This window comes from Armatimonadota bacterium (genome assembly GCA_031459765.1).
Lineage (GTDB): Bacteria > Sysuimicrobiota > Sysuimicrobiia > Sysuimicrobiales > Kaftiobacteriaceae > Kaftiobacterium > Kaftiobacterium secundum.
In genome coordinates this window covers 292,751-312,247 of record JAVKHY010000001.1, presented here as the reverse complement: position 1 = coordinate 312,247, position 19,497 = coordinate 292,751, and the positions used below count along the sequence as shown (strand labels likewise).

Annotated in this window: 19 protein-coding genes; 1 reads left to right on the top strand and 18 read right to left on the bottom strand. The window is 69.9% G+C overall.

The genetic code is table 11. The annotated features are described in order from the left end of the window. Positions 1-29 precede the first annotated feature (29 nt). From aroB to QN141_01395, 15 genes are all read right to left on the bottom strand, one after another. Complete coding sequence (gene aroB / locus QN141_01465) at positions 30-1,610, bottom strand: 3-dehydroquinate synthase (GenBank protein MDR7557140.1); 1,581 nt, start codon at positions 1,608-1,610, stop codon at positions 30-32. A 15-nt stretch (positions 1,611-1,625) separates the two neighbouring features. Then, positions 1,626-2,750, bottom strand: a complete 1,125-nt coding sequence (aroC, locus tag QN141_01460) for a chorismate synthase (protein ID MDR7557139.1) — start codon at positions 2,748-2,750, stop codon at positions 1,626-1,628. Then, positions 2,750-3,637, bottom strand: a complete 888-nt coding sequence (locus tag QN141_01455) for a shikimate dehydrogenase (protein ID MDR7557138.1) — start codon at positions 3,635-3,637, stop codon at positions 2,750-2,752. Before QN141_01455 ends, aroC begins: the two co-directional genes overlap by 1 nt. Before the next feature lie 72 nt (positions 3,638-3,709). Continuing rightward, entirely contained in the window at positions 3,710-5,335 is a 1,626-nt protein-coding gene (locus QN141_01450; GenBank protein MDR7557137.1) for a bifunctional shikimate kinase/3-dehydroquinate synthase, read from the bottom strand. 57 nt (positions 5,336-5,392) lie between these two features. Beyond that, complete coding sequence (locus tag QN141_01445) at positions 5,393-6,214, bottom strand: citryl-CoA lyase (GenBank protein MDR7557136.1); 822 nt, start codon at positions 6,212-6,214, stop codon at positions 5,393-5,395. Further along, on the bottom strand, positions 6,211-7,413 hold the full coding sequence (locus tag QN141_01440; protein ID MDR7557135.1) for a CaiB/BaiF CoA-transferase family protein: 1,203 nt from the start codon (positions 7,411-7,413) through the stop codon (positions 6,211-6,213). The genes QN141_01445 and QN141_01440 overlap by 4 nt, the downstream gene beginning before the upstream one ends. Then, positions 7,397-8,101 carry an IclR family transcriptional regulator gene (locus QN141_01435; GenBank protein MDR7557134.1) on the bottom strand — a complete coding sequence of 235 codons (705 nt, stop codon included), beginning with the start codon at positions 8,099-8,101 and terminating at the stop codon, positions 7,397-7,399. The genes QN141_01440 and QN141_01435 overlap by 17 nt, the downstream gene beginning before the upstream one ends. Before the next feature lie 47 nt (positions 8,102-8,148). Continuing rightward, on the bottom strand, positions 8,149-9,876 hold the full coding sequence (locus tag QN141_01430) for a thiamine pyrophosphate-binding protein (GenBank protein MDR7557133.1): 1,728 nt from the start codon (positions 9,874-9,876) through the stop codon (positions 8,149-8,151). A gap of 11 nt (positions 9,877-9,887) precedes the next feature. Further along, entirely contained in the window at positions 9,888-10,907 is a 1,020-nt protein-coding gene (locus QN141_01425) for an alcohol dehydrogenase catalytic domain-containing protein (protein MDR7557132.1), read from the bottom strand. Between the two features lie 5 nt (positions 10,908-10,912). After that, on the bottom strand, positions 10,913-11,641 hold the full coding sequence (aroD, locus tag QN141_01420) for a type I 3-dehydroquinate dehydratase (GenBank protein ID MDR7557131.1): 729 nt from the start codon (positions 11,639-11,641) through the stop codon (positions 10,913-10,915). 81 nt (positions 11,642-11,722) lie between these two features. Further along, the gene (locus QN141_01415; GenBank protein ID MDR7557130.1) at positions 11,723-12,118 is read right to left on the bottom strand and encodes a cupin domain-containing protein; all 396 of its coding nucleotides are present in this window, start codon (positions 12,116-12,118) and stop codon (positions 11,723-11,725) included. Between the two features lie 12 nt (positions 12,119-12,130). Then, entirely contained in the window at positions 12,131-13,618 is a 1,488-nt protein-coding gene (locus QN141_01410; protein MDR7557129.1) for an aldehyde dehydrogenase family protein, read from the bottom strand. After that, entirely contained in the window at positions 13,618-15,126 is a 1,509-nt protein-coding gene (locus tag QN141_01405; protein MDR7557128.1) for a tripartite tricarboxylate transporter permease, read from the bottom strand. The genes QN141_01410 and QN141_01405 overlap by 1 nt, the downstream gene beginning before the upstream one ends. 33 nt (positions 15,127-15,159) lie before the next feature. Continuing rightward, positions 15,160-15,567, bottom strand: coding sequence for a tripartite tricarboxylate transporter TctB family protein (locus QN141_01400; protein ID MDR7557127.1), 408 nt, complete (start codon positions 15,565-15,567; stop codon positions 15,160-15,162). Between the two features lie 40 nt (positions 15,568-15,607). Then, a complete protein-coding gene (locus tag QN141_01395) occupies positions 15,608-16,645 on the bottom strand; it encodes a tripartite tricarboxylate transporter substrate binding protein (protein MDR7557126.1) in 1,038 nt (345 codons plus the stop codon). A gap of 242 nt (positions 16,646-16,887) precedes the next feature. Here QN141_01395 and QN141_01390 point away from each other — a divergent pair, with 242 nt between their 5' ends. Further along, positions 16,888-18,210 (top strand): MFS transporter, encoded by a 1,323-nt coding sequence (locus QN141_01390; GenBank protein MDR7557125.1) that lies wholly within the window; start codon positions 16,888-16,890, stop codon positions 18,208-18,210. On the opposite strand, the gene QN141_01385 is transcribed toward QN141_01390, so the two are convergent. Genes QN141_01385 through QN141_01375 form a run of 3 tightly spaced genes read right to left on the bottom strand, consistent with a single transcriptional unit; the run spans position 18,128 to position 19,481 of the window. Further along, positions 18,128-18,793: a histidine phosphatase family protein gene (locus QN141_01385; GenBank protein ID MDR7557124.1), complete on the bottom strand. Its 666-nt coding sequence runs from the start codon at positions 18,791-18,793 to the stop codon at positions 18,128-18,130. The genes QN141_01390 and QN141_01385 overlap by 83 nt on opposite strands. A gap of 1 nt (position 18,794) precedes the next feature. After that, complete coding sequence (locus QN141_01380; GenBank protein MDR7557123.1) at positions 18,795-19,226, bottom strand: putative metallopeptidase; 432 nt, start codon at positions 19,224-19,226, stop codon at positions 18,795-18,797. A 24-nt stretch (positions 19,227-19,250) separates the two neighbouring features. Further along, a complete protein-coding gene (locus tag QN141_01375; protein MDR7557122.1) occupies positions 19,251-19,481 on the bottom strand; it encodes a hypothetical protein in 231 nt (76 codons plus the stop codon). Between the last annotated feature and the right edge of the window lie 16 nt (positions 19,482-19,497).

The window sequence follows — 19,497 nt, the reverse complement described above, 5'->3', positions numbered from 1 at the left end:
CCGGAGAAAGTACGGGACCGCACTTGACGTCAGCGTGAGCCACCGATGACCTCCCGCAGCAAGGCCTCCGGGACTTCCTGTTCGCGCCGCACCGAACCGATGCCTACCAGCATCGGCCAGCGGAGCACCCCGTCCTTCGACTTCTTGTCCAGGGCCAGTGCCCGCCACACCGCGGCCCGACTCACCGGGCCCAGCCTGACGGGAAGTCCGATGCGGGCCAGCAGCGCGTTCTGCCGTTCGACCGTCGCCGCGGACGTCAGCCCGAGGCGCTGGGCCAGGCGGGCCTCCAGGGCCATCCCGATGGCCACGGCCTCACCGTGGGTCAGCCCCCGGAATCCCGCCGCCGCCTCGACGGCGTGCCCGAGGGTGTGGCCGTAATTCAGGATCTGGCGTTCGGCGCGCTCCGCTTCGTCCGCTTCCACCACCCGGGCCTTGAAAGCGGCGCAGCGGGAAATGACCTCAATCAACGCATCCGGCTCCCGGCGGAGTACGGCGGCAAGGTTGTCCTCCAGGAACTCGAAGAGATCGGCGTCCCCGACGACGGCGGTCTTCACCACCTCGGCCAGCCCGCTTCGGAGTTCTCGCTCTGGAAGAGTCTGCAGTGTTCGGACGTCGGCGACAACGGCCGATGGCTGGTAGAAGGCGCCGACGAGGTTCTTCACCCCCGCGTGGTTGACGCCAGTCTTCCCCCCGATACTGCTGTCCACCATGGCCAGCAGCGTCGTGGGGACATGCACCAGCCGGATGCCCCGCATGTACGTTGCCGCGACAAATCCGCCCAGATCTCCGACCACCCCGCCGCCGACGGCCAGCAGCGTGCTGTGGCGGTCCACCCTGGCCCGGGCCAACCGCGTGCAGAGCGCCCCGACCATAACCAGGCTCTTCGAGCCCTCACCGGCCGGCACGTCGAACACCGAGACCTCGAACCCCTGGCTCCGGAGCACCCCCAGGAGGGCCCCCGCGGCGGATCGCCTGACGCTACGGTGCGTGACCACGGCCACCCGCCGTCCCGCCCCCAGCGCGGCGAGGTCGACGGGCAGCAACGGCAGGATGCCCTCGCCGATGTGGACCGGATAGTCGCGGCCGGACAGATGCACCGGGACCGTCCGGCGATCGCGCCGACCCAGGAAGGCCAGCACAGCATCGGCCACACGGTCCGGTGTGGCCACCGAAACGTCGATCATCAGATCCGCATCGCGATACAGCGGCCGGCGCTGATCGAGCAGGCGCACCACCTCACCGCGCGCATCCCCGCCCAGCGACGGCCGCCGCTCGCCGAGGCGGGTCAGCAGCACGTCCACGGGCGCCGTCAGTGAAACGATCCATCCGTTGGCGCGCAGACGCCGCATGTTCTCGGGACGGAGCACGACTCCGGCCCCGGTCGCGATCACGAGGTCGCGCCGCCCGGCGACCTCGGCAATGATCCGCGCTTCCACGTCCCGAAAGTATCCCTCGCCGTGTCTGGCCAGGATCTGCGGGACCGTCGCCCGCTCCCGCCTCGCCGCGCGCCGGTCGATGTCCACGAAGGTCCAGCCGAGCCGGCGGGCGAGGATCTGCCCGACCGCACTCTTCCCCGTGCCCATGAAGCCGATCAGGACAACGTTACGCATCGAGGAGAGAGCCGATCACAGGTCGCGGAGGCGGGAACGGTACGCCCGGTAGGTCGCCCCGATATCGGCCATCGTGTCTCCCCCGAACTTCTCGAGGAAGGCGTCCGCCAGCACGAAGGCGACCATCGCTTCCGCCACGACACCGGCGGCCGGCACGGCGCAAACATCGCTGCGCACAACGGCCCCGCGGGAAGGCGCCTTCGTCTCCAGATCCACCGAGAGGAGCGGGGCCATCAACGTGGAGAGCGGCTTCATGGCCCCCCGCACCACCACCGGCTCGCCGTTGGTGACGCCTCCCTCCATGCCCCCGGCCCGGTTCGTCTCACGGAAGAAACCCCGATCTGGCTGGTAACGGATTTCGTCGTGGGCGCGCGAACCCGGAGTGCGCGCCATTTCGAACCCCGACCCCACTTCCACGCCCTTTACCGCGGGAATCGACATCACGGCCTGGGCGAGTCGTCCGTCCAGTTTTCTGTCCCAGTGCACATAACTGCCGAGGCCGGGCGGCACGCCGAGGGCCACAACCTCGAATACTCCACCCAGGGTATCCCCGGCCTTCCGGGCCGCCTCGATGGCCTCGCGCATCCTGGCTTCCGCCGCGGCATCCGCGCAGCGGAGATCCGAACCCTCGGCCACACCCGGGATGTCTTCCCAGCGCAGGGGGCGCTGGGTGATCGCAACGGACCCGATCTCGACGACGTGGCTGAAGATGGAAATACCAAAGGCGCCCAAAAACGCCCGGCAGACCGCCCCGACGGCCACACGGGCCGCGGTCTCCCGCGCACTCGCCCGCTCCAGCACCCGCCGCAGGTCGCGGAAGCCGTATTTCATCGCGCCGGCCAGGTCGGCGTGTCCGGGACGCGGCCGCGTCAGCGGAGGCTCGTCCAGGCGCACGTCTCGATTTTCCACCCGCAGGGCGACGGGGGCGCCGATCGTCTCCCCGCCCATCAGCCCGGACACGATTTCCACCCGGTCGGCTTCCAGCTTCATCCGGGGACTGCGCCCGTAGCCCACCTGACGCCGGGACATCTGGGCGTTGATCTCCTCAACGCTCACCACCAGGCCGGCCGGCAACCCCTCGAGGATCGCCGTGAGCGCCCGGCCGTGGGACTCTCCCGCAGTGAGAAAGCGCAGCGCCATCAGCGCCGGGCCACGCCGTCAACAGCGTGCCGCATGGCGGCAATGGGCGCGGGCAGGCCGGTCCACAGCTCGAAACTCCGTGCCCCCTGGTAGACCAGCATGCTCAGACCGTCCACGATCCGTGCCCCCGCCTTCGCCGCCGCGACCAACAGCGCCGTCCGCGGCGGTGTGTAGACCATGTCCAGGACGGTCACCCCGGGACGCAGCGCGCCCTCCAATGCGCACAGCCAGGCGGGCGTCTCACCGCGGCCGTCGGCCGCCACGCCGAGCATCGCACTGGTCGCCTGAATGATCACGTCGGCGTCCTCCGCGGCCCGGGCGACGGTGCGTGGGTCGAGGGGCCCCGCCCGGACCGAACATGCCGGATGGGCGTCGGCGACCCGTCCGGCCACATCGTCCGCGCGCGAAGCTGTCCGATTCAGGATCACCACCGACGCCGCCCGGGCGCCGGCCAGGGCAAACGCGGCGCTGCGACCGGCGCCGCCCGCGCCAAGGACGAGACAACGGGCACCGGCGGGGCTCCGACCGCCGTCGCGCACCAGGGCATCCAGCAGGCCCGGAGCGTCGGTGTTGTAGCCGACGAGACGGTCGGCCTCCACGCGCACGGTGTTCACGGCACCGATGGCGCGGGCCGTCGGGTCGAGATCATCGACAAGGGTCGTGACAGCCTGCTTGTGGGGGATGGTGACGTTGACGCCGGCCAGACCGAGCGCCCGGATCCCCCGCAGGGCGTCCTCCAGATGCTCGGGCGGAACCCGGAAAGCGACGAAACGCCAGTCTATCCCCAGCGCCTCAAAGGCAGCCGTGTGCATACGGGGAGAAAGGGAGTGGGCCACCGGATCGCCAATGATGCCCACTACCTTTTGGCCGGCTCGCGGGGCGATCATACCCGGAATCATAGCACAATCCCCCGGGACCTCCTGGGGCGGGAGGCGGCGTCCGGGCAGGCCCGAGGCCCTTCAGACCTGTGCGCTGCCGTCCCGGTCGGCCCGTTCGGCCGCGGCCCCGTGTTCGCTCAGAACGCGGGCCACGAGGTCGATGGGGACGTCGCTGCGCACCTCTCCGCTGCCGAGATCCGTCGGCAGCACAAACCGCAACCGGGCGCCCTGCTTCTTCTTGTCGCGCCACAGGGCCTCCACGAGGTGTGCCGTGGCCACCCCCGAGAAGTCGCAGGGCAGGCCCAGCCGACGCAAGAGCGCGGTCTGCCGGTCTTCCAGGGATCCGGCGGTGATGCCCATGGCCGATCCCACCCGGGCGGCCAGAGTCATCCCAATGGCGACCGCTTCACCGTGGGTGTAGCGGCGGAACCCGGTTGAGGCCTCGATGGCATGGGCGAAGGTGTGGCCGTAGTTGAGGAGCAGGCGGCGTCCGGTTCCTTCTTCATCTTCATCGACAATGGCGGCCTTGATGCGCAGGCACCACGCCACGAGCTCGGCAAGACCTTCACCGCGGAGCAGATCGCCCGCCCGTTCCTCCAGAAAACGAAACAGCCCGGCATCGGCGACGACCCCGTACTTCACGGCCTCGGCCAGTCCTGCGCGCATCGCCCGGGCCCCCCCGGCCCGCGCCAGTTGCACGTCAACAACGGCCAGCCGGGGATGGTGGAGGAGCCCGATGAGATTCTTGGCGCGGGGGTGGTTGAGCGACACCTTACCGCCGATGCAGCTGTCGAGCTGGGCCACCAACGTGGTGGGCAGGTAAACACTGGGGATGCCGCGCATGTACGTGGCGGCGAGGAATCCCCCGATGTCCAGCGTTTCCTCACCGCCCATGGCTACCAGACACCCGGTCCGGTCGAGCTGCTCCTGGACCAGTCTGTCGCAAAGCCAGCCGACGGATTCCCACGTCTTCGCACTCTCTCCGGCGGGAATCTCGATCAGGACGGGTGAGAATCCGGCTCCTTGCAGAGCATCGCAGAGCTGAATCCCGGACGACCTGGCGGCGGCGGGAGAGACCAACACCGCGGCGCGGCCCTGGAGACCGGCGTCCCGCGCGTAGTGCCCGACAAGCCCTCGCACACCCTCGCCCACGATCGCCCGATAGGACGGGGCATGGCGCGGATGGACGGTGACGATTGCGGTGGGCTCCCGTTCGGCCAGAAACTCGAGGATCCTCCGCACCACCTCGTCCACGTCTTCTTCCGCGACATCCACGACGAGATCCGCGGTCCGATAGCCGGCCTCGCGCCGCTTCCACAGTCGCTCCAGGTTCTCAACAACTCCGCCCTTGAGCAGCGGCCACTGGTCGGCCCGACCGACTCGACGCGCCAGTACCTCGGGAGGAGCGACCAGGGCGATGATCCACCCCCAATCCCGGAGGGCCGTCATGTTCTCCGGCCGCTCCACCACGCCGCCGCCGGTCGCCACGACACCTGGCTGCCCGGTCACCTCGCTGATCACCGCCTGCTCGAGGCTGCGGAAATACGCCTCCCCGCGCGCCTCGAAGATCTCCGCGATGGACGCGTCCTCGCGGCTCTCGATCATCTCGTCCGTATCGAAGAAAGGAAGGCCCAAGGTGAGCGCCAGGCGACGCCCTACGGCGCTCTTGCCCGTCGCCGGCATCCCGATCAGCGCAATATTCCTCATGAACGTTAGCCTAGGCCCTCCGCGGGAGCAGCGCAAGCATCACAGGCGGGGGCAGGCCTACGTCCGGGGAGGGAGGGGGCGAGGCGGAACCCCTTCGTAGGTATAGCCGGCGCGCGGCGGGGTGGGCCCCTTGATGCGCTCCCCTTGAAGCATCTGCTCCCAGGCGTGCGCCAGGATGCCCACGGCGCGAGAGAGGATGAACAGGCCCCGGCCCAGGGCCGGCGGAAAGTCCAGTTCGCAGAAGACCACCGCCGTGGCGCCGTCGATATTCATGGGGATTCTCCGCCCGACCCGCCTCTCCAGCAACGCCTCCACGGCCTGCGCAATGCGCGCAAATCGGCCGGAGACTGTCCCGGCATCGGCCGCCTGGCCGACGAGCTGGAGGAGCCGCACGGCCCGGGGGTCAACGGGGTGGAACCGGTGGCCGAACCCCGGAACGTAGGCGTCAGGGCCGAACCCGTCCAGAACCGCCTCCACGGCCCGCTCCAGGGGCATCCCCTCATCCCACCTGCCGGCCACGGCACGATAGAGCTCCATGCACTGCTGGCCGGCTCCCCCGTGCACATCGCCCAGGGCGTTCACCCCTGCGGCCACAGCGCTGTTCAGCGCCACCCCGCAGGTCGCCGTCATCCGCGCGATGGCGATGGACGGCGCCTGGGGTCCGTGATCCACGGCGGCGACCAGGGCGGCCTCGAGGAGCCGGGCCTGGGCCATCGTGGGCACCTCGCCCCGCAGCATCAGCCAGACCATCGACGAAAAGTCAAGGTTGCCGATGAGGTCCTCGATGGCATAGCCGCGGATGCGGATGCTCCCCGGCGCGATATCGACAATGGCCGTCCGCCACCAGGCCTGAACAGGGTCAGGCCTCTGCTCGTTCATATCGCCCCTTTCCGCCGGAGCGCGGCGATCTCTTCCGCCGTGAGTCCCAGGCTCTGCAGCACCTCGTCCGTGTGCTCCCCCAGGCGCGGAGGGGGAGTGGAGGCTTCCGGTCGACGGCCCGAGAGCATCACACCGGTCGTGGTCACCGCAACATCCCGGCCGATGCCCGCAACGTTGTCGAAGCACTGCACCAGGCGGCGGGCCGTGACCTGCGGATGGGCCAGGGCCTCGGGGACGGAGAGGACGCGCCCGGCCGGCACGCCGACTCTGTTCAACCGCTCCTCCCACTCGGCCGCCGAACGCCGGGCCAGGGCGGCCTCCACCTCGGCCGTCAGCTCCCTGCGGTGACGCAGGCGGGCTTCGCGGTCCACGAACCGGGGATCGGTGACGAGGTCCGGCCGTCCGATTTCCCGACACAGGACCTCGAACTGCTCCTGCTTGTTGGCGGCGATGTTCAACAGCCCTTCCCCGGTCCGAAATGTCCCCGAGGGACTGGCGGTGAAGTTCTCGTTGCCCGACCGCCGGGGGACTTCGCCCGCGATCAGGTAGTTGGACACCACCCATCCCATGCTGACCAACGTGGCCTCGAGCATCGACACGTCCAGCAGGCAGCCCCGGCCTTCCCGCTGGCGCAGGCGCAACGCGCTGACGATGGCGAAGGCCGCAGCCAGCCCGCCCACGGTGTCGCAGACCGGAAAGCCCACGCGCAGCGGCCCGCTCCGCTCGTCGCCGGTGACATCCATCACTCCGGCCAGCCCCTGGATGATCTGATCGTAAGCGGGATTGGCACTGAGGGGGCCGTCCTGGCCGAATCCGGAGATCGCGCAGTAGATGAGGTCCGGATTGAGCGTGGAGAGGCGGTCGTATCCCAGGCCGAGCCTGGCCATCACCCCGGGCCGGAAGTTCTCCACCAGCACGTCGGCGGTGACGACCAGCCGTTCGAACACCTTCCGACCGTCGGGATCCTTCAGGTTGATGGTCACCGAGCGCTTCCCGGCGTTCTGAGCCAAGAACGACGCGCCCATCAGGGCGCGGTTCAGGGCCGGATCAGCGCCCAGTTGCCGGGCCAGATCCCCGCTGCCCGGGACTTCGACCTTGATGACGTCGGCGCCCAGCAGGGCCAGCTGGAAGGTGCAGAAGGGCCCCGCCAGCACATTGGTGAGGTCGAGGACGCGGACGCCCTCAAGCGGTGCGTCCACGACGGACAATCCTTTCGTCGAAGGGTCGGCGATCACCGCCGAGATCGGCCGTCAGCTCCGCCGCAGCGGCCAGGACCAGGGCCGCAATCCGTTCTGCGGCCCTGCCCCGGAACCGGTAGATGGGGCCGGAGACCGACAGCGCACCGACCAGTTCCTGACCGAGCCGGAAGACCGGAGCGGCCACTGCGGCGGTCTCACGATCGCGCTCGCCGAAGGTGGCCGCGACATACCGACGGCGGATCCGCGCATACACCTCCCCGGGCTCTCCGCTGAAGGCCAGCAGCACCCGTCCGGCGGCGCCCCGGTCCAGCGGCAGGTGGTCTCCCTCGCGCACGTGATCGCGGATGGCCCGGGGGGAGTCCACGCGATGGAGGCAGACACGCACGCCCTGCTCGCGTACGTAGAAAGATGCGCTCTCGCCGGTCTGCCGGACCAGTCTCTGCAACATCGGCACCACGAGGTCCCCCACCCGGAACGACCGCTGGTACAGGCTGGCCAGACGCAGCGGGGTGGGGCCCAACCGGTACCCTGCGCCGTCGACACGGTACAGGTAGCCGTGGCGGGCCAGCGACTCGCACAGCCGCAGGATGGTGCTCTTGTACATGCCGGTACGCTCGGCGATCTCAGCCAGGGTCAGGGTGACGTCGCCCTCGCGAAACACCGTCAGGACCGTCAGCGCCCGGTCCACCGCCGCGACGCCCGCCTTTCGTCCTGTTCCGGTCCAGCCTCTGCCCGCTACCATTGGTAGATGTCGTTGATGTCCCAGTGGCCCCCGGTCGGCACCGGATCATTGGTCATCGGCACGTCCAGGACCGTGGGCCGGTGGCCCTGCAGGGCCCGTCCCAGAGCGGGGGCCAGATCCCCGGCGCGCTCGATGTGCACGCCGTCTGCCCCGTAGGCTCGGGCCACGGCGGCGAAATCGGGCGAGTACGCCTCCCCCTGCCGGCGGAACTCGCAGCCCAGGGTGTGGCCGAAGTGCTGGCTCATGAGCCCGGCAATCGTCCCATGCGCGGAGTTGTTCATGACCACCCACGTGACGTTGATGCCCTGCTCCACCGCCGTCGCCAGCACGGAGGGATTGGCGCTGAACGCCCCATCCCCGACCATCGCCACGCAGGCGCGCTCGGGTTTCGCCAGCTTGGCGCCCAGGACGGCGGCCGGGCCGAACCCCATCGTGGCCAGCCCTCCCGGAGTCAGGTGCGTCCGTGGGAAATAGATGGGAAACTGCTGCCCCACGCCGTTCTTGTTCCAGCCGACGTCCGTCACCAGGATCCCGTCCCTGGGCAGGGCGGCCCGCACCTCGGCCAGGATGCGCTGGGGGGCGAGCGGGTATGCCTCCGACCGCATCGGCCCGACAAGGCTCTCCCGCCACTTGGCACGCTCGGCCTGGATCGCCGCCAGGTCGGCGTGTCCGCGACCTCCGCGCGGCGCCGCCTCCACCAGCGCTTCCAGGATTGCCCGCAGGGCCGCCCGGGCGTCGGCAACGGCTCCGATCGTCACCGGGAAGGACCGGCCGAGCTCGGCCGGATCGACATCGATGTGGATCAGCTCCGTGGGCGGGATGGCGAAGGTGAATCTCGCATCCCACGAACTGGCGTCGGCCTCGGCGAACCGGGTTCCCACGGCCAGGAGCACATCGGCCTGCCGCGTCACGCGGTTCGTCAGGTCCGTCCCCCAGAATCCGGTCATCCCGAGCACCAGCGGGTGGTCGTCCGGGATCGCGCCCTTTCCCATCAGGGAGTAGGCCACGGGGGCGTTGAGGTGCTCGGCAACCCGCGCGAGCTCTTCTGCGCCGTCCGAGCTGATGACGCCGCCGCCCACATAGATCACGGGCCGTCGGGCCGCCAGCAGGCGTTCGGCGATCCGGCGGGCCGTCCCCGGGTCCAGCCCCGGACGCGCCGCCGGGCGCGGAGCCTGGGGGTCGGGATCTTCCGCCGGACGGGACAGGACGTCCATGGCCACGTCCACAAGCACCGGGCCGGGACGGCCGCTGGTGGCGAGCAGGTAGGCGCGTTCCAGGATCCTGGCCAGCCCCCTGGGCTGCGTTACGCGCCAGACGCGCTTCACGAAGGGTCGGTAGATGGCGGACTGATCGCCATCGTTGTGGACCTGAACTTCCTGGTGCGGGTGGCGGCCGAAGAAGTATGCCGGGACATCGCCGGCGATGACGAGCAGCGGGACGGAGTCCAACGCCGCGTTGGCCACTCCGGTGACGGCGTTGGTCAGGCCCGGTCCGACATGGGTCAGCAGCACCCCGCACTCGCCGGAGGCACGGGCATAGCCGTCGGCCATGTGCGCGGCGATCTGCTCATGCCGGTTCATCACGAACCGGATCGGGCTGTCCCGGAAGGCGTCCAGCAGCGCGATCACGGTGTGCCCGCAGAGGCCGAAGACGTATCTGGTTCCGATCGCCTCCAGGAACCGCACGATCTGGTGGGCGACATTGTGAGGTTTGGCTCCCATCCTGTATCACCTCAACCGGCGACCCGCACCACGGCTTTCCCCGCCAGCATCCCTCCGGCGGCCTGCAGGGCATCCTCCACGGCGTCGAGGGGAAATTCGGACTCGACCAGATCGCCGAGCCGCAGCGTCCCGCTACCGGTCACCAGGCCGATCGCCCGGCGGAAATCATCGGGGTGGTCGTAGATGATCGAGCCGGTGATGGTGATCCCCTCGCGCACGAGGCGCAGGGGTTGCAGGGACACGGGGTCGGTGGCCAGTCCCAGCAGGACCACGGTGCCCCCCCGCGGTACCGCCTCCAGACACCAGCCCGCCCCGGAGGCCGTGCCGGAGGACTCAAAGATCACCGGCCAGGCAGCCCCGGCCTGGACACGGCGGGCGAGCCCCGGCGCGTCCTCGCGGGACACCACCACCGTCTCGGCGGCTCCGGCGCGTCGTGCGGCCTCCACCCGTCGCTCATCCAGATCGATGGCGCAGACGCGGACGCCCATGCCGGCCAGCAGGCGCGTCAGGACCAGGCCGATGGTGCCGCACCCCAGGACCAGGGCGGCGTCGCCCGGCACCAGCCCGGACACCGCGACGGCGTGGACGGCCACGGCGAGGGGTTCGATGAGCACCGCGTCCCGCCAGGAGAGCGTCTCGGGGATGGCCCAGGCGTGGGTGGCGGGCAGGGTCGCGTACTCGGCCAGCACGCCGGGCACGTTCACGCCCAGGGAGCGCTTGTCGGGGCAGATCGCGCCGCGGCCGCGCCGGCACCAGGGGCATCTCCCGCAGGGCACGTTGGGCTCGAGGACGACGCGCTGGCCCACGCGCTCGGCGGCCACGCCGGGGCCCACGGCGGCGATCCGTCCCAGCCCCTCGTGCCCCATGATGATGGGATAGGGCGCCGTGCGGTGCCCCTGGAACAGGTGTACGTCGCTGCCGCACACCCCGACGCGCTCGATGGACACCAGCACCTCGCCGGCCTGCGGCACGGGCGGAGGAAGACGATCCACCCGAACCGTGCGGGGGGCGTGGAGGCGTGCGGCCCGCATCAGCGTCACGGCCTCTCCTCTCCGGAGTCACCGGCCAGACCCAGCGCCTGCAAGCCCCGGCGCGTCAGCTCCAGGTCCATCTGCCCGGGGGCTGAGGCTTCCAGGCCCACCGCGAACGTCAGGTCGGATCCGAAGTGTCCGGCGAAGCGGCTCACCGCGCCCAGCGCGCCCATGGACATCAGGATGCAGGGGATCTCCAGGAACGTGCGGCGCGCCTCCAGGCCGGCGGTGAGCAGGGCGAGCACATCCTCCGGCGTGCGGGGGGTGACCGCGACCTTCGCCACGGCCGCGCCGGCGCTCTGCATCGTCCGGAGCGTCCCCAGCAGCGTCGGCACGGGAGGGGTGGCGCTGAAGTCGTGCCAGGACCGGATCACCGCCACGCCGGCTTGCCCGGCCGCCGCCGCGACGCGCTCGGCCAGCGGCGGGGCGGTGGCCAGTTCCAGATCCACGAGGGCGGGGATGCCGGTCGCCGCCGCCGCGGTGAGGATGGCCACCCGGTGATCCTCGTCCTGGACCCTGTGCCCGCCCTCGGCGGCCAGGCGGTTGGTGACGATCAGCGGGACAGGGGCGGCCGCGGCCATATCGCGGAGCAGCACCGGGACGTCGGCGGGAACCAGGTCAGCCACGAAGTCGGCGCGCCACTCGATGCAGTCGGGCCGGAGCGCAGCCAGCGCACGGGCCTGGTCGACCAGCGCGGAGCGATCGCGCGCCGTCAAGGGCACGCAGGTGAGCACCGTCGGCCCGCCCAGCAGGTGTTGGCCGACCTTGACCGGTCGTCTGGCAGCGAGACGGAACGGCGTGATGCTCCGGCCCCCTCACCTGGTCGGATTTTCTCCCGGCGGCGTGTAGCACCACAGCAGCACGAGCGGCTCGGCGCCGGTGTTGACGTGTTGGTGCGGCAGGCCCTTGGGCACGAACATCATGTCGTGGGGACCGAAGGACTGCCGCGAGCCGTCGGCGCCGACCACTTCCCCGTGCCCCGCCAGGACGACGTTGATCTCCTCGGACTCGGGATGGCTGTGCAGCGAGCTGGCCTCTCCCTGAGGGAAGACGGTGATCCCCGCCACCATGTGCTCCGAGCCGCACAGTTCCCTGTCCACCGTGCGGAAGACCTTGCGGCGGAATCCCGGATTGTCCAGGCCGATCCAGTAGGCCTTCCCCTCCGCGTACGTCCGGACCACTCTGATCCCGGGCTGCGCCCTGACGCCCACGTCTCACCCCTCCTAGGATAGACCCACAAAGACGCTCTTCACTTCGCTGTACTCCAACAGCCCCTCCAGCCCCAGCTCGCGGCCCAGGCCGCTCTGCTTGAAGCCGCCGAAGGGCGCCTCAATGTAGGTTACGGGCACGCTGTTCACGCTGACCACCCCGGCACGCAGGGCGCGCGCCAGACGGTGCGCCCGTCCCACGTCGCGTGTCCACACGGTCGCCGCCAGGCCGTACCGTGTCTCGTTCGCGATCCGGACCGCTTCCGCTTCCTCCGTAAACCGCATGATGCACACCACCGGCCCGAAGATCTCCTCGCGGGCAATGGTCATCTCGTTGCGCACCTCGGCGAACGCCGCGGGGAGGAGGTAGTATCCCTCCGCCAGGGCGGGGTCGTCCGGCACCCGACCGCCGCAGAGCAGAACGGCGCCTTCCTCGAGGCCCTTCCGCACATATCCCAGGATGGACGTGCGCTGCGCCTCCGAGATCACCGGACCCATCTCTGTCGCTGGATCCAGCGGATCCCCGAGCCTGATCGCCCGCGCGGCGGCGACGAACCGCCCGACGAACTCCTCATAGACCGCGTCGTGCACCAGCAGCCGGGAGCGGGCCGTGCACCGCTGGCCGGCGTGGGAGTACACGGCCGTGATCGAGCCCGGGACGGCCCACTCCAGGTCGGCATCGGGGAAGATCAGGTTGGGCGACTTGCCGCCGAGCTCCAGGGTCACCCGCTTGACCGTGGCCGCGGCGGCGGCCATCACGGCCGTGCCGGTCTCGTTGTCGCCGGTCAGAGCGATCTTGTCCACCCCGGGATGCCTGACCAACGCCATCCCCAGCGTCCCCCCGGGACCCGTGACGACGTTGACCACGCCGGGAGGCAACCCGGCCTCCAGGCAGATCTCGCCGAGGAGGAGGGCCGTCACAGGCGTGGCGCTGGCCGGCTTCAGGATCACCGTGTTTCCCACGGCAAGAGCGGGGGCCGTCTTGTAGGCGGCCATGATGAACGGACTGTTCCACGGCGTGATCCCCAGGCAGACCCCGATCGGCTCGCGCACCGTGTAGGCGAAGAGGCCTTCATCCACAGGTACGGTCTGTCCCCAGACCTTCTCGGCCAGCCCCGCATAATAGTGGAAGCACGCCGCGGCCTTGAGGATCTGGGCCCGGGCATCGCGGATCGGCTTGCCCGAGTTCATCGTCTCCAGCCGCGCCAGTTCGTCCGCCCGCGCCTCGATGCGATCGGCCACGGCGCGGAGCAGCCGGGCCCGGGCGGCCCCGTTCATCCGAGGCCAGGGACCGGCTTCCAGAGCCTGACGGGCCGCGGCCACGACGCGATCCGCATCAGCCGGACCGGCACTGGCCACGCGGGCGAACACCCTGCCCGTAGCCGGATTGTAGGTGTCCATGGTTGCTCCCGACGCGGCCGGAGTCCACCGTCCCCCCACCAACAGATCGTAGGCCGGGACGCTGTCGGCAGCCGGGGACGCAGCACGCGACACCGCGGTCATCACGCGACCTCCCTTCGCATCCGTCGGAGCCGAATCCAATTCCTGACCCCGGCGAAAGAGACGCTCGGGACGAAGGCCGAGAGCAGGATGAGGGTCAACACCAAGCTGATGGGATGACTGACCATCTCCCACAAGAACAGGGGAACGTTGCCCTGGACCGCGAGCATGGCCCGGCGGAAGTTGATGTCGGCCAGCGGCCCGAGGATGACCCCCAGGACCATAGGACCCACCGGATAGCCGCCCAGCTTCATGAAGTAGCCCAGCACACCGAACCCGATCATCCAGAAGACGTCATAGATGTTGTTCTGGATGGCGTAGGTGCCCACAACGGAGATCAGCACGATCAGGGGCATCAGGATCCGCTTGTCGATGTTGACCACTTTGACGAACGGGCGCACCGCCAGCAGGCCGAAGACGAAGAGAAAGATGTTGGCCAGTCCGTAGGATCCGGCGATGAACCAGAAAAGGTCCCGCTGCTCCACCATGAGCAACGGCCCGGGCCGCAGCCCATGGATGAACAGGACGCTGATGAGCACCGCGGTCACGGCATCGCCGGGGATCCCCAGGGTGAGCATCGGGATCATGTCCCCGCCGATGCAGGCGTTGTTCGCCGTCTCCGGGGCGACGACACCCTCCACCGCGCCCTGGCCGAAGGGGCGCGACGGTTTCTTTACCCACCGTTTGGCGTCGGCGTAAGCCAGAAGGGCCGCGATGTCCCCGCCGGCGCCGGGCAGCGCTCCGACGATGACGCCGATCACCGAGGCGCGGATGGTGACGGGGAGGTATTTGAAGAAGTGGCGGAACCCCGGGAAGACGCCCCCGACCTCCGCGATCCTGGCCTGCGGCGCCGTACTCCGGCCGATCCGGCCGAGTTGATAGATCACTTCCGACACGCCGAACAGCCCGATGACCGCGGCGATGAAGTGGACGCCGTTGATGAGCAGCGGCTGGCCGAACGTGAAGCGGCCCTCACCGGTAATCGGGTCCATCCCGATCAACCCGACCAGGACGCCCAGCGCCGCCCCCACCATGGACCTGGCCAGCGACCCCCCGGCCAGGCGGCCGGTCAGCGACAGCCCCATCGCCACCAACAAGAAGTAGTCCCGCGGCGCAAACTTCAACGCCAGTTCCGAGATCGGCGGGGCGGCGAGGATCAGGGTAATGAGCCCGATGAAGCCGCCGATGACGGACTGGACGGTAGCCACACCGATGGCCAGGCCCGCCTCGCCCCTCAAGGCCATCGGGTGACCGTCGAAGGAAGTGGCCAGGGCGGAGGGCGTACCCGGAATGTTGATCAAGATGGAGGATCGAGATCCTCCATACACCCCGCCCGCATACACCCCGAGCATCAACGCCAGGGCGGTCTTCGTGTCCCAGGAGTAGGTCATCGAGGCCAGCAGGGCGACGGCCATCGTCACGCTGAGGCCCGGTGTCGCACCGACCAGAATGCCCGCGACCACGCCCACCGCGGACAGGGCAATATTCCCCGGGGAGAGGAACTCCTTCAAGACCTGCAGCGCCAGATCGATCGGCCCGCCCTCCTACGGCAGGATGACGATGAACAGGTAGCGGAACACCGCGAACGTGATCCCCGTAGCCACCACGGCCACGAGGATGGACTTCCACCACGGCATGGCGCGCAGCCACAGGAACGATACCAGCAGGAAGGCGATGGACGCCCCGATATAGCCGACCGGCTTGAGCAGCGCCCCGTAGGCCACCACCATCAGGGCGTAGAGGATGGCCCAGACCGATACCGACCCGGGATCATCCTCCGGCGGTCCCTGGCGCCAGATGGCCACGGCGCAGATGATGAAGACCGCGGCGACCAGGGCAGGAAAGAGCCCGGGCGAGCCGGGATCCGACCAGAAGTTGGTCATCCGGCTCGCCCGTTCGAAGACAAACACACCCAGGGCCGCGACGCCTGCGGCTTGCAGGCGGGCCGACAACCGGGCCCGCAGGGCTGCCCCTGTCGGGTCCCCCGCCACGCTACCTGGACGGGCGCGGGATCCCGAACGCCTGGGGCGACTTCTTCGCCGCGCCGGCGTCATAAAGCAGCCACGCGGTGACGGACTGCCACTGCTTCACGAACCGCATGGCCTCGTCCCCGGAGAGGTTCAAGGGAACCGCGCCCAACAACTCGGCGAACTCCTTGAACTCTTCGCTCCCGACCGCCGCCTTGAAGGCCTCGGTGAGCTTGGCCACGGCCGGAGCGGGGGTCCCCTTCTTGACCCATACCCCGAAGAACGGTCCCCACGGGAGGTAGGAGCGGTACTGGGGGATCATCTGTCCCAGGGCGGGGACCCCGGGCGCGCCGAAGTTCGGCACGTTGTCTACGACCGCGATCGCCCGCATGCGGCCGGCCCGCATATGCTCCGCCGCCGCCGACAGAACCGAGACGTGGAAGTCGATATGCCCCCCGAGGAGGGCGGCCAGCGCCGGCCCATCGCCGTCGAAGGGGATCGTGTTGAACTTCACGCCGCTGACCGCGGTCATCATGGCCCCGACGACAAAGGGCACGCCGCCGATACCCGTACCGCCGGCCTTGATCTGGCCGGGGCGCTGCCTGGCATCGCGGATCAAGTCGTCGAGGTAGCGGTACTTCGAGTCGCTGCGCACAACGATCACCGGGATGCTGCGGGCGAACAGGTTGATGGGAATGAACTCGTCGAAGTTGCGCGGCGAAATGTCCAGGATGCCGTATAGCGTCGGGTTCTCGGCGGCGAACAGCAGGGTGTAGCCGTCCGCCGGCTGGTCGTAGACGTACTGCATGCCTGTCGCGCCGCTGGCCCCGGTCATGTTGTTCAGGACGATCCGCTGGCCGAGCAGGCGATCGGCCAGGGGAGCCACCTTCCGCGACACCCGGTCCGTAGTTCCTCCGGCGCCCCATTGAATGATGCCGATGATGTTGCGCTCGGGATAGGCCTGCGCCGTAGACGGTACGGCGGCCAGCCCCAGCGCCAGTGCCACGCCGAGCAGGACCACAACCGACACCCGCAGCGCTTCAGAAGGCCTGGCTCTCTCCATGCCCCTCCCTCCCCCACCAATGATGCGCGGCTACCTCCCCCACCTCCCCAACCCGGGGCTCCGCTCTGGCGTACTGCACAGCAGAACTTCGTTCTGAAATTCCTTTTTCCTTCCGCGCCGGGGTCACGGGGTGGCAGCTTCGGCGGTCACGGGGTGGCAGCTTCGGCCCGCAGGGGGCAGAAGAGGAGTACTCCCGCGCACCTCTAATGGTGCCAGCGACCGGAGCGGACGGTGGGGCGCACATGCGCGCGCACTTTCTCTACGGCCTGGGCAGTTTCGGCGGCAGTCTGCTGCAGCAGACGGTGCTGCTGTGGGTCTTCTACTTCTACGCGCCGCCGGCGGGGGAGGGCCTGCCCACGCGCGTCGCCGCCCCGCTGCTCGGGATGGCCATGGGTGCCGGCCGCGTGGTGGACGCGCTCGCCGATCCGCCGGTCGCCTACCTCAGCGACCGCCTCCGCGGGCGGGGAGGGCGGCGCCGTCCCTTCATCCTGATCGGCGCCCCGCTGCTGGCCCTGGCCTTCGCCCTGCTGTGGGTCCCCCCGCACGCCGGGCCGACGACGGCCAACATCCTCTACCTGGGCACCGTCCTCGGCGTCTTCTACTTGCTCTACACCGTGGTCATGAACCCCTACACCGCGCTGCTCCCCGAGATCACGGCCGGAGGCCGCGGGCGCATCGACACCGCGGCCTGGCAGGCCGGATGCAGCCTGGCCGGGACGGCCGCCGCCTTCCTGGGGTCGTCCTGGCTCGTCGGACACAGCGGTTTCCCCACCATGGGAGCGGTCCTGGCCCCCATCGGCATGGCGGCGATGTGGATCGCCGCCTTCAGTGTGCAGGAACGGGCCGTCCCGGAGCCGGCCGTGGCCTTCGGGCCCGCGGCCCGGGCCGTGGTCATGAATCGCGCCTTCCAGATCTACCTTCTGGGTCTGGCCCTCCTGTGGTTCGGGTTGAGCATGGTGAACCTCTCTCTGGCCTACGTCGTCACGGTGCTCATGGGTCTCAGCCGGCAGGCCGTCGGCGCGGTGCTCGGGGCGACCATCGGCGTCTCGCTGCTCTCCTTCCCCCTCATCGCCGCCATGGCCAGGCGCGCCGGCAAACGCGCCACGCTGCTGCGGGCGATGCTGATGGCGGGGATCGTGGTCCCGTTGATGGGCCTGATCGGACGGCTGCCCCTGTCGCTGGACCCCGCGCTGCAGGGCTACCTGCTGGTCATTCTGGCCGGTCCGCCGCTGGCCGCCCTCTTCGTCCTGCCCAACGCCATCCTGGCGGACATCGCCGAAGCCCACGGCGCGCGGCTCGGGCACCGCAGCGAGGGGTTGTTCTTCGCCCTGCAGGGGCTGATCTTCAACGGGACGACCAGTCTGGCCGCGGTGGCGCTGGGGGTGCTGCTGGCGCGGTTCGGTTTCGCCGTCGGCGCGGACCTGGGGTTGCGCTTCGTGCCGCTGGCGGCGGCGCTCTCCGTGGCCGCCGGCGCCCTGGTGTTCACCCGCTTCCCGCGGGACGAGCGCGGCGCCCCGACGCCTCCGCGGCCGGCCGCCTCTCCAGGTGGGCGGTCTCGTTCATGATGCGCATCCACCCCCGCTCGCCGTCGAACTCCAGCACGTTGATGCAGCCGTTGCGCTGACGGATACGCCAGTAGGCACTCACCGGGGCGCCGAGCAGCGCCAGAAGGAGCAGTTTGTTCACCCCGCCGTGGGCCACGACGGCCGCCGCCTCGCCCCGGTGCCGACGCCTGATCTCGTCCAGCGCCGCCGCGGCCCGGTGCTGGACGGCCTGAAGCGTCTCCGCCCCGGGAATCTGGGCCAGATGCGGGGCTGTGCGCCACTGACGGAGCGCCTCCCCGTAGCGCTCCGCGACCTCCGCCACGGTCAATCCTTCCCACACGCCGAGGCTGATCTCGTGCAGCCCTTCCCGGGGGACCACGGCCAGACCCTGCGCTTCGGCCACGATACGGGCTGTCTCCAGCGCGCGCCCCAGGGGACTGCTGTACACGGCGGCGAGGGTCACATCCCGCAGGGCGTCGCCGGCGCGAGCGGACTGCTCCCGCCCGGCGGCCGTGAGTGGAGCATCGAGCCGCCCCTGATAGCGCTGCTCGGCATTCCACGTCGTTTCGCCGTGGCGGAGGAGGTAGATCCGGGTGCGTCCCACTCTAGCGGCGGGGTCGGCGTTTCATCGCGGCCAGGTACTGGCGGTAGTAGCGCTCCACCGTCCGCTGATTAATGGCCAGGAAGCGCGACCGCTCCGGCCGGATGCCCCCGCTGAAGGTACGCGGGATGTGGAGCAGTTCGTGGATGATGACGCGATCCTGCTCCCGGCGGGGCAGGCGGTCGAAGGCGGGCACCATGAACTCGACCACGTAGCAGGGCGCCAGACGCAGCGCGTCCTGGAAGACCGGCGGCAACCCCCAGATGCGGGCCAGGGCGTTGGCCCGCGCGCCCTCCACACGCACGCAGCGAATGCGGGCGGGGTCTACGTAGCCCAGGCCCAGCGCGCGGGCGATTCGGCGCAGGCGCGCCTGCACATCGGGCGCGGGACGCCACCGCAGGGCAATCCTCCGGGAGGTCGGGGCAACGGGTCGCATCCGACGATCTATCCTGCGAACGTCCTATCCGCCGGTCTGCCCGCGGATCCTGACGGAAAGACGCGACAGCGGCTTCCAGCGCGGGCGGTCTTCGGGATCGAGGCGCCGGTGGCAGTCGCCGCACAGAAACGCGCCGTTCTCGACAGCGCTCTCGTCGGGATCGAGGGTCAGATCCCGGGTCGTACCCTCGTACCAGGGCAGCGACGAGTCCATGCTGCCGTGACGACCGCAGGAAACGCAGACGAGCTCGGCCATCGCTCCACCCCTTCCC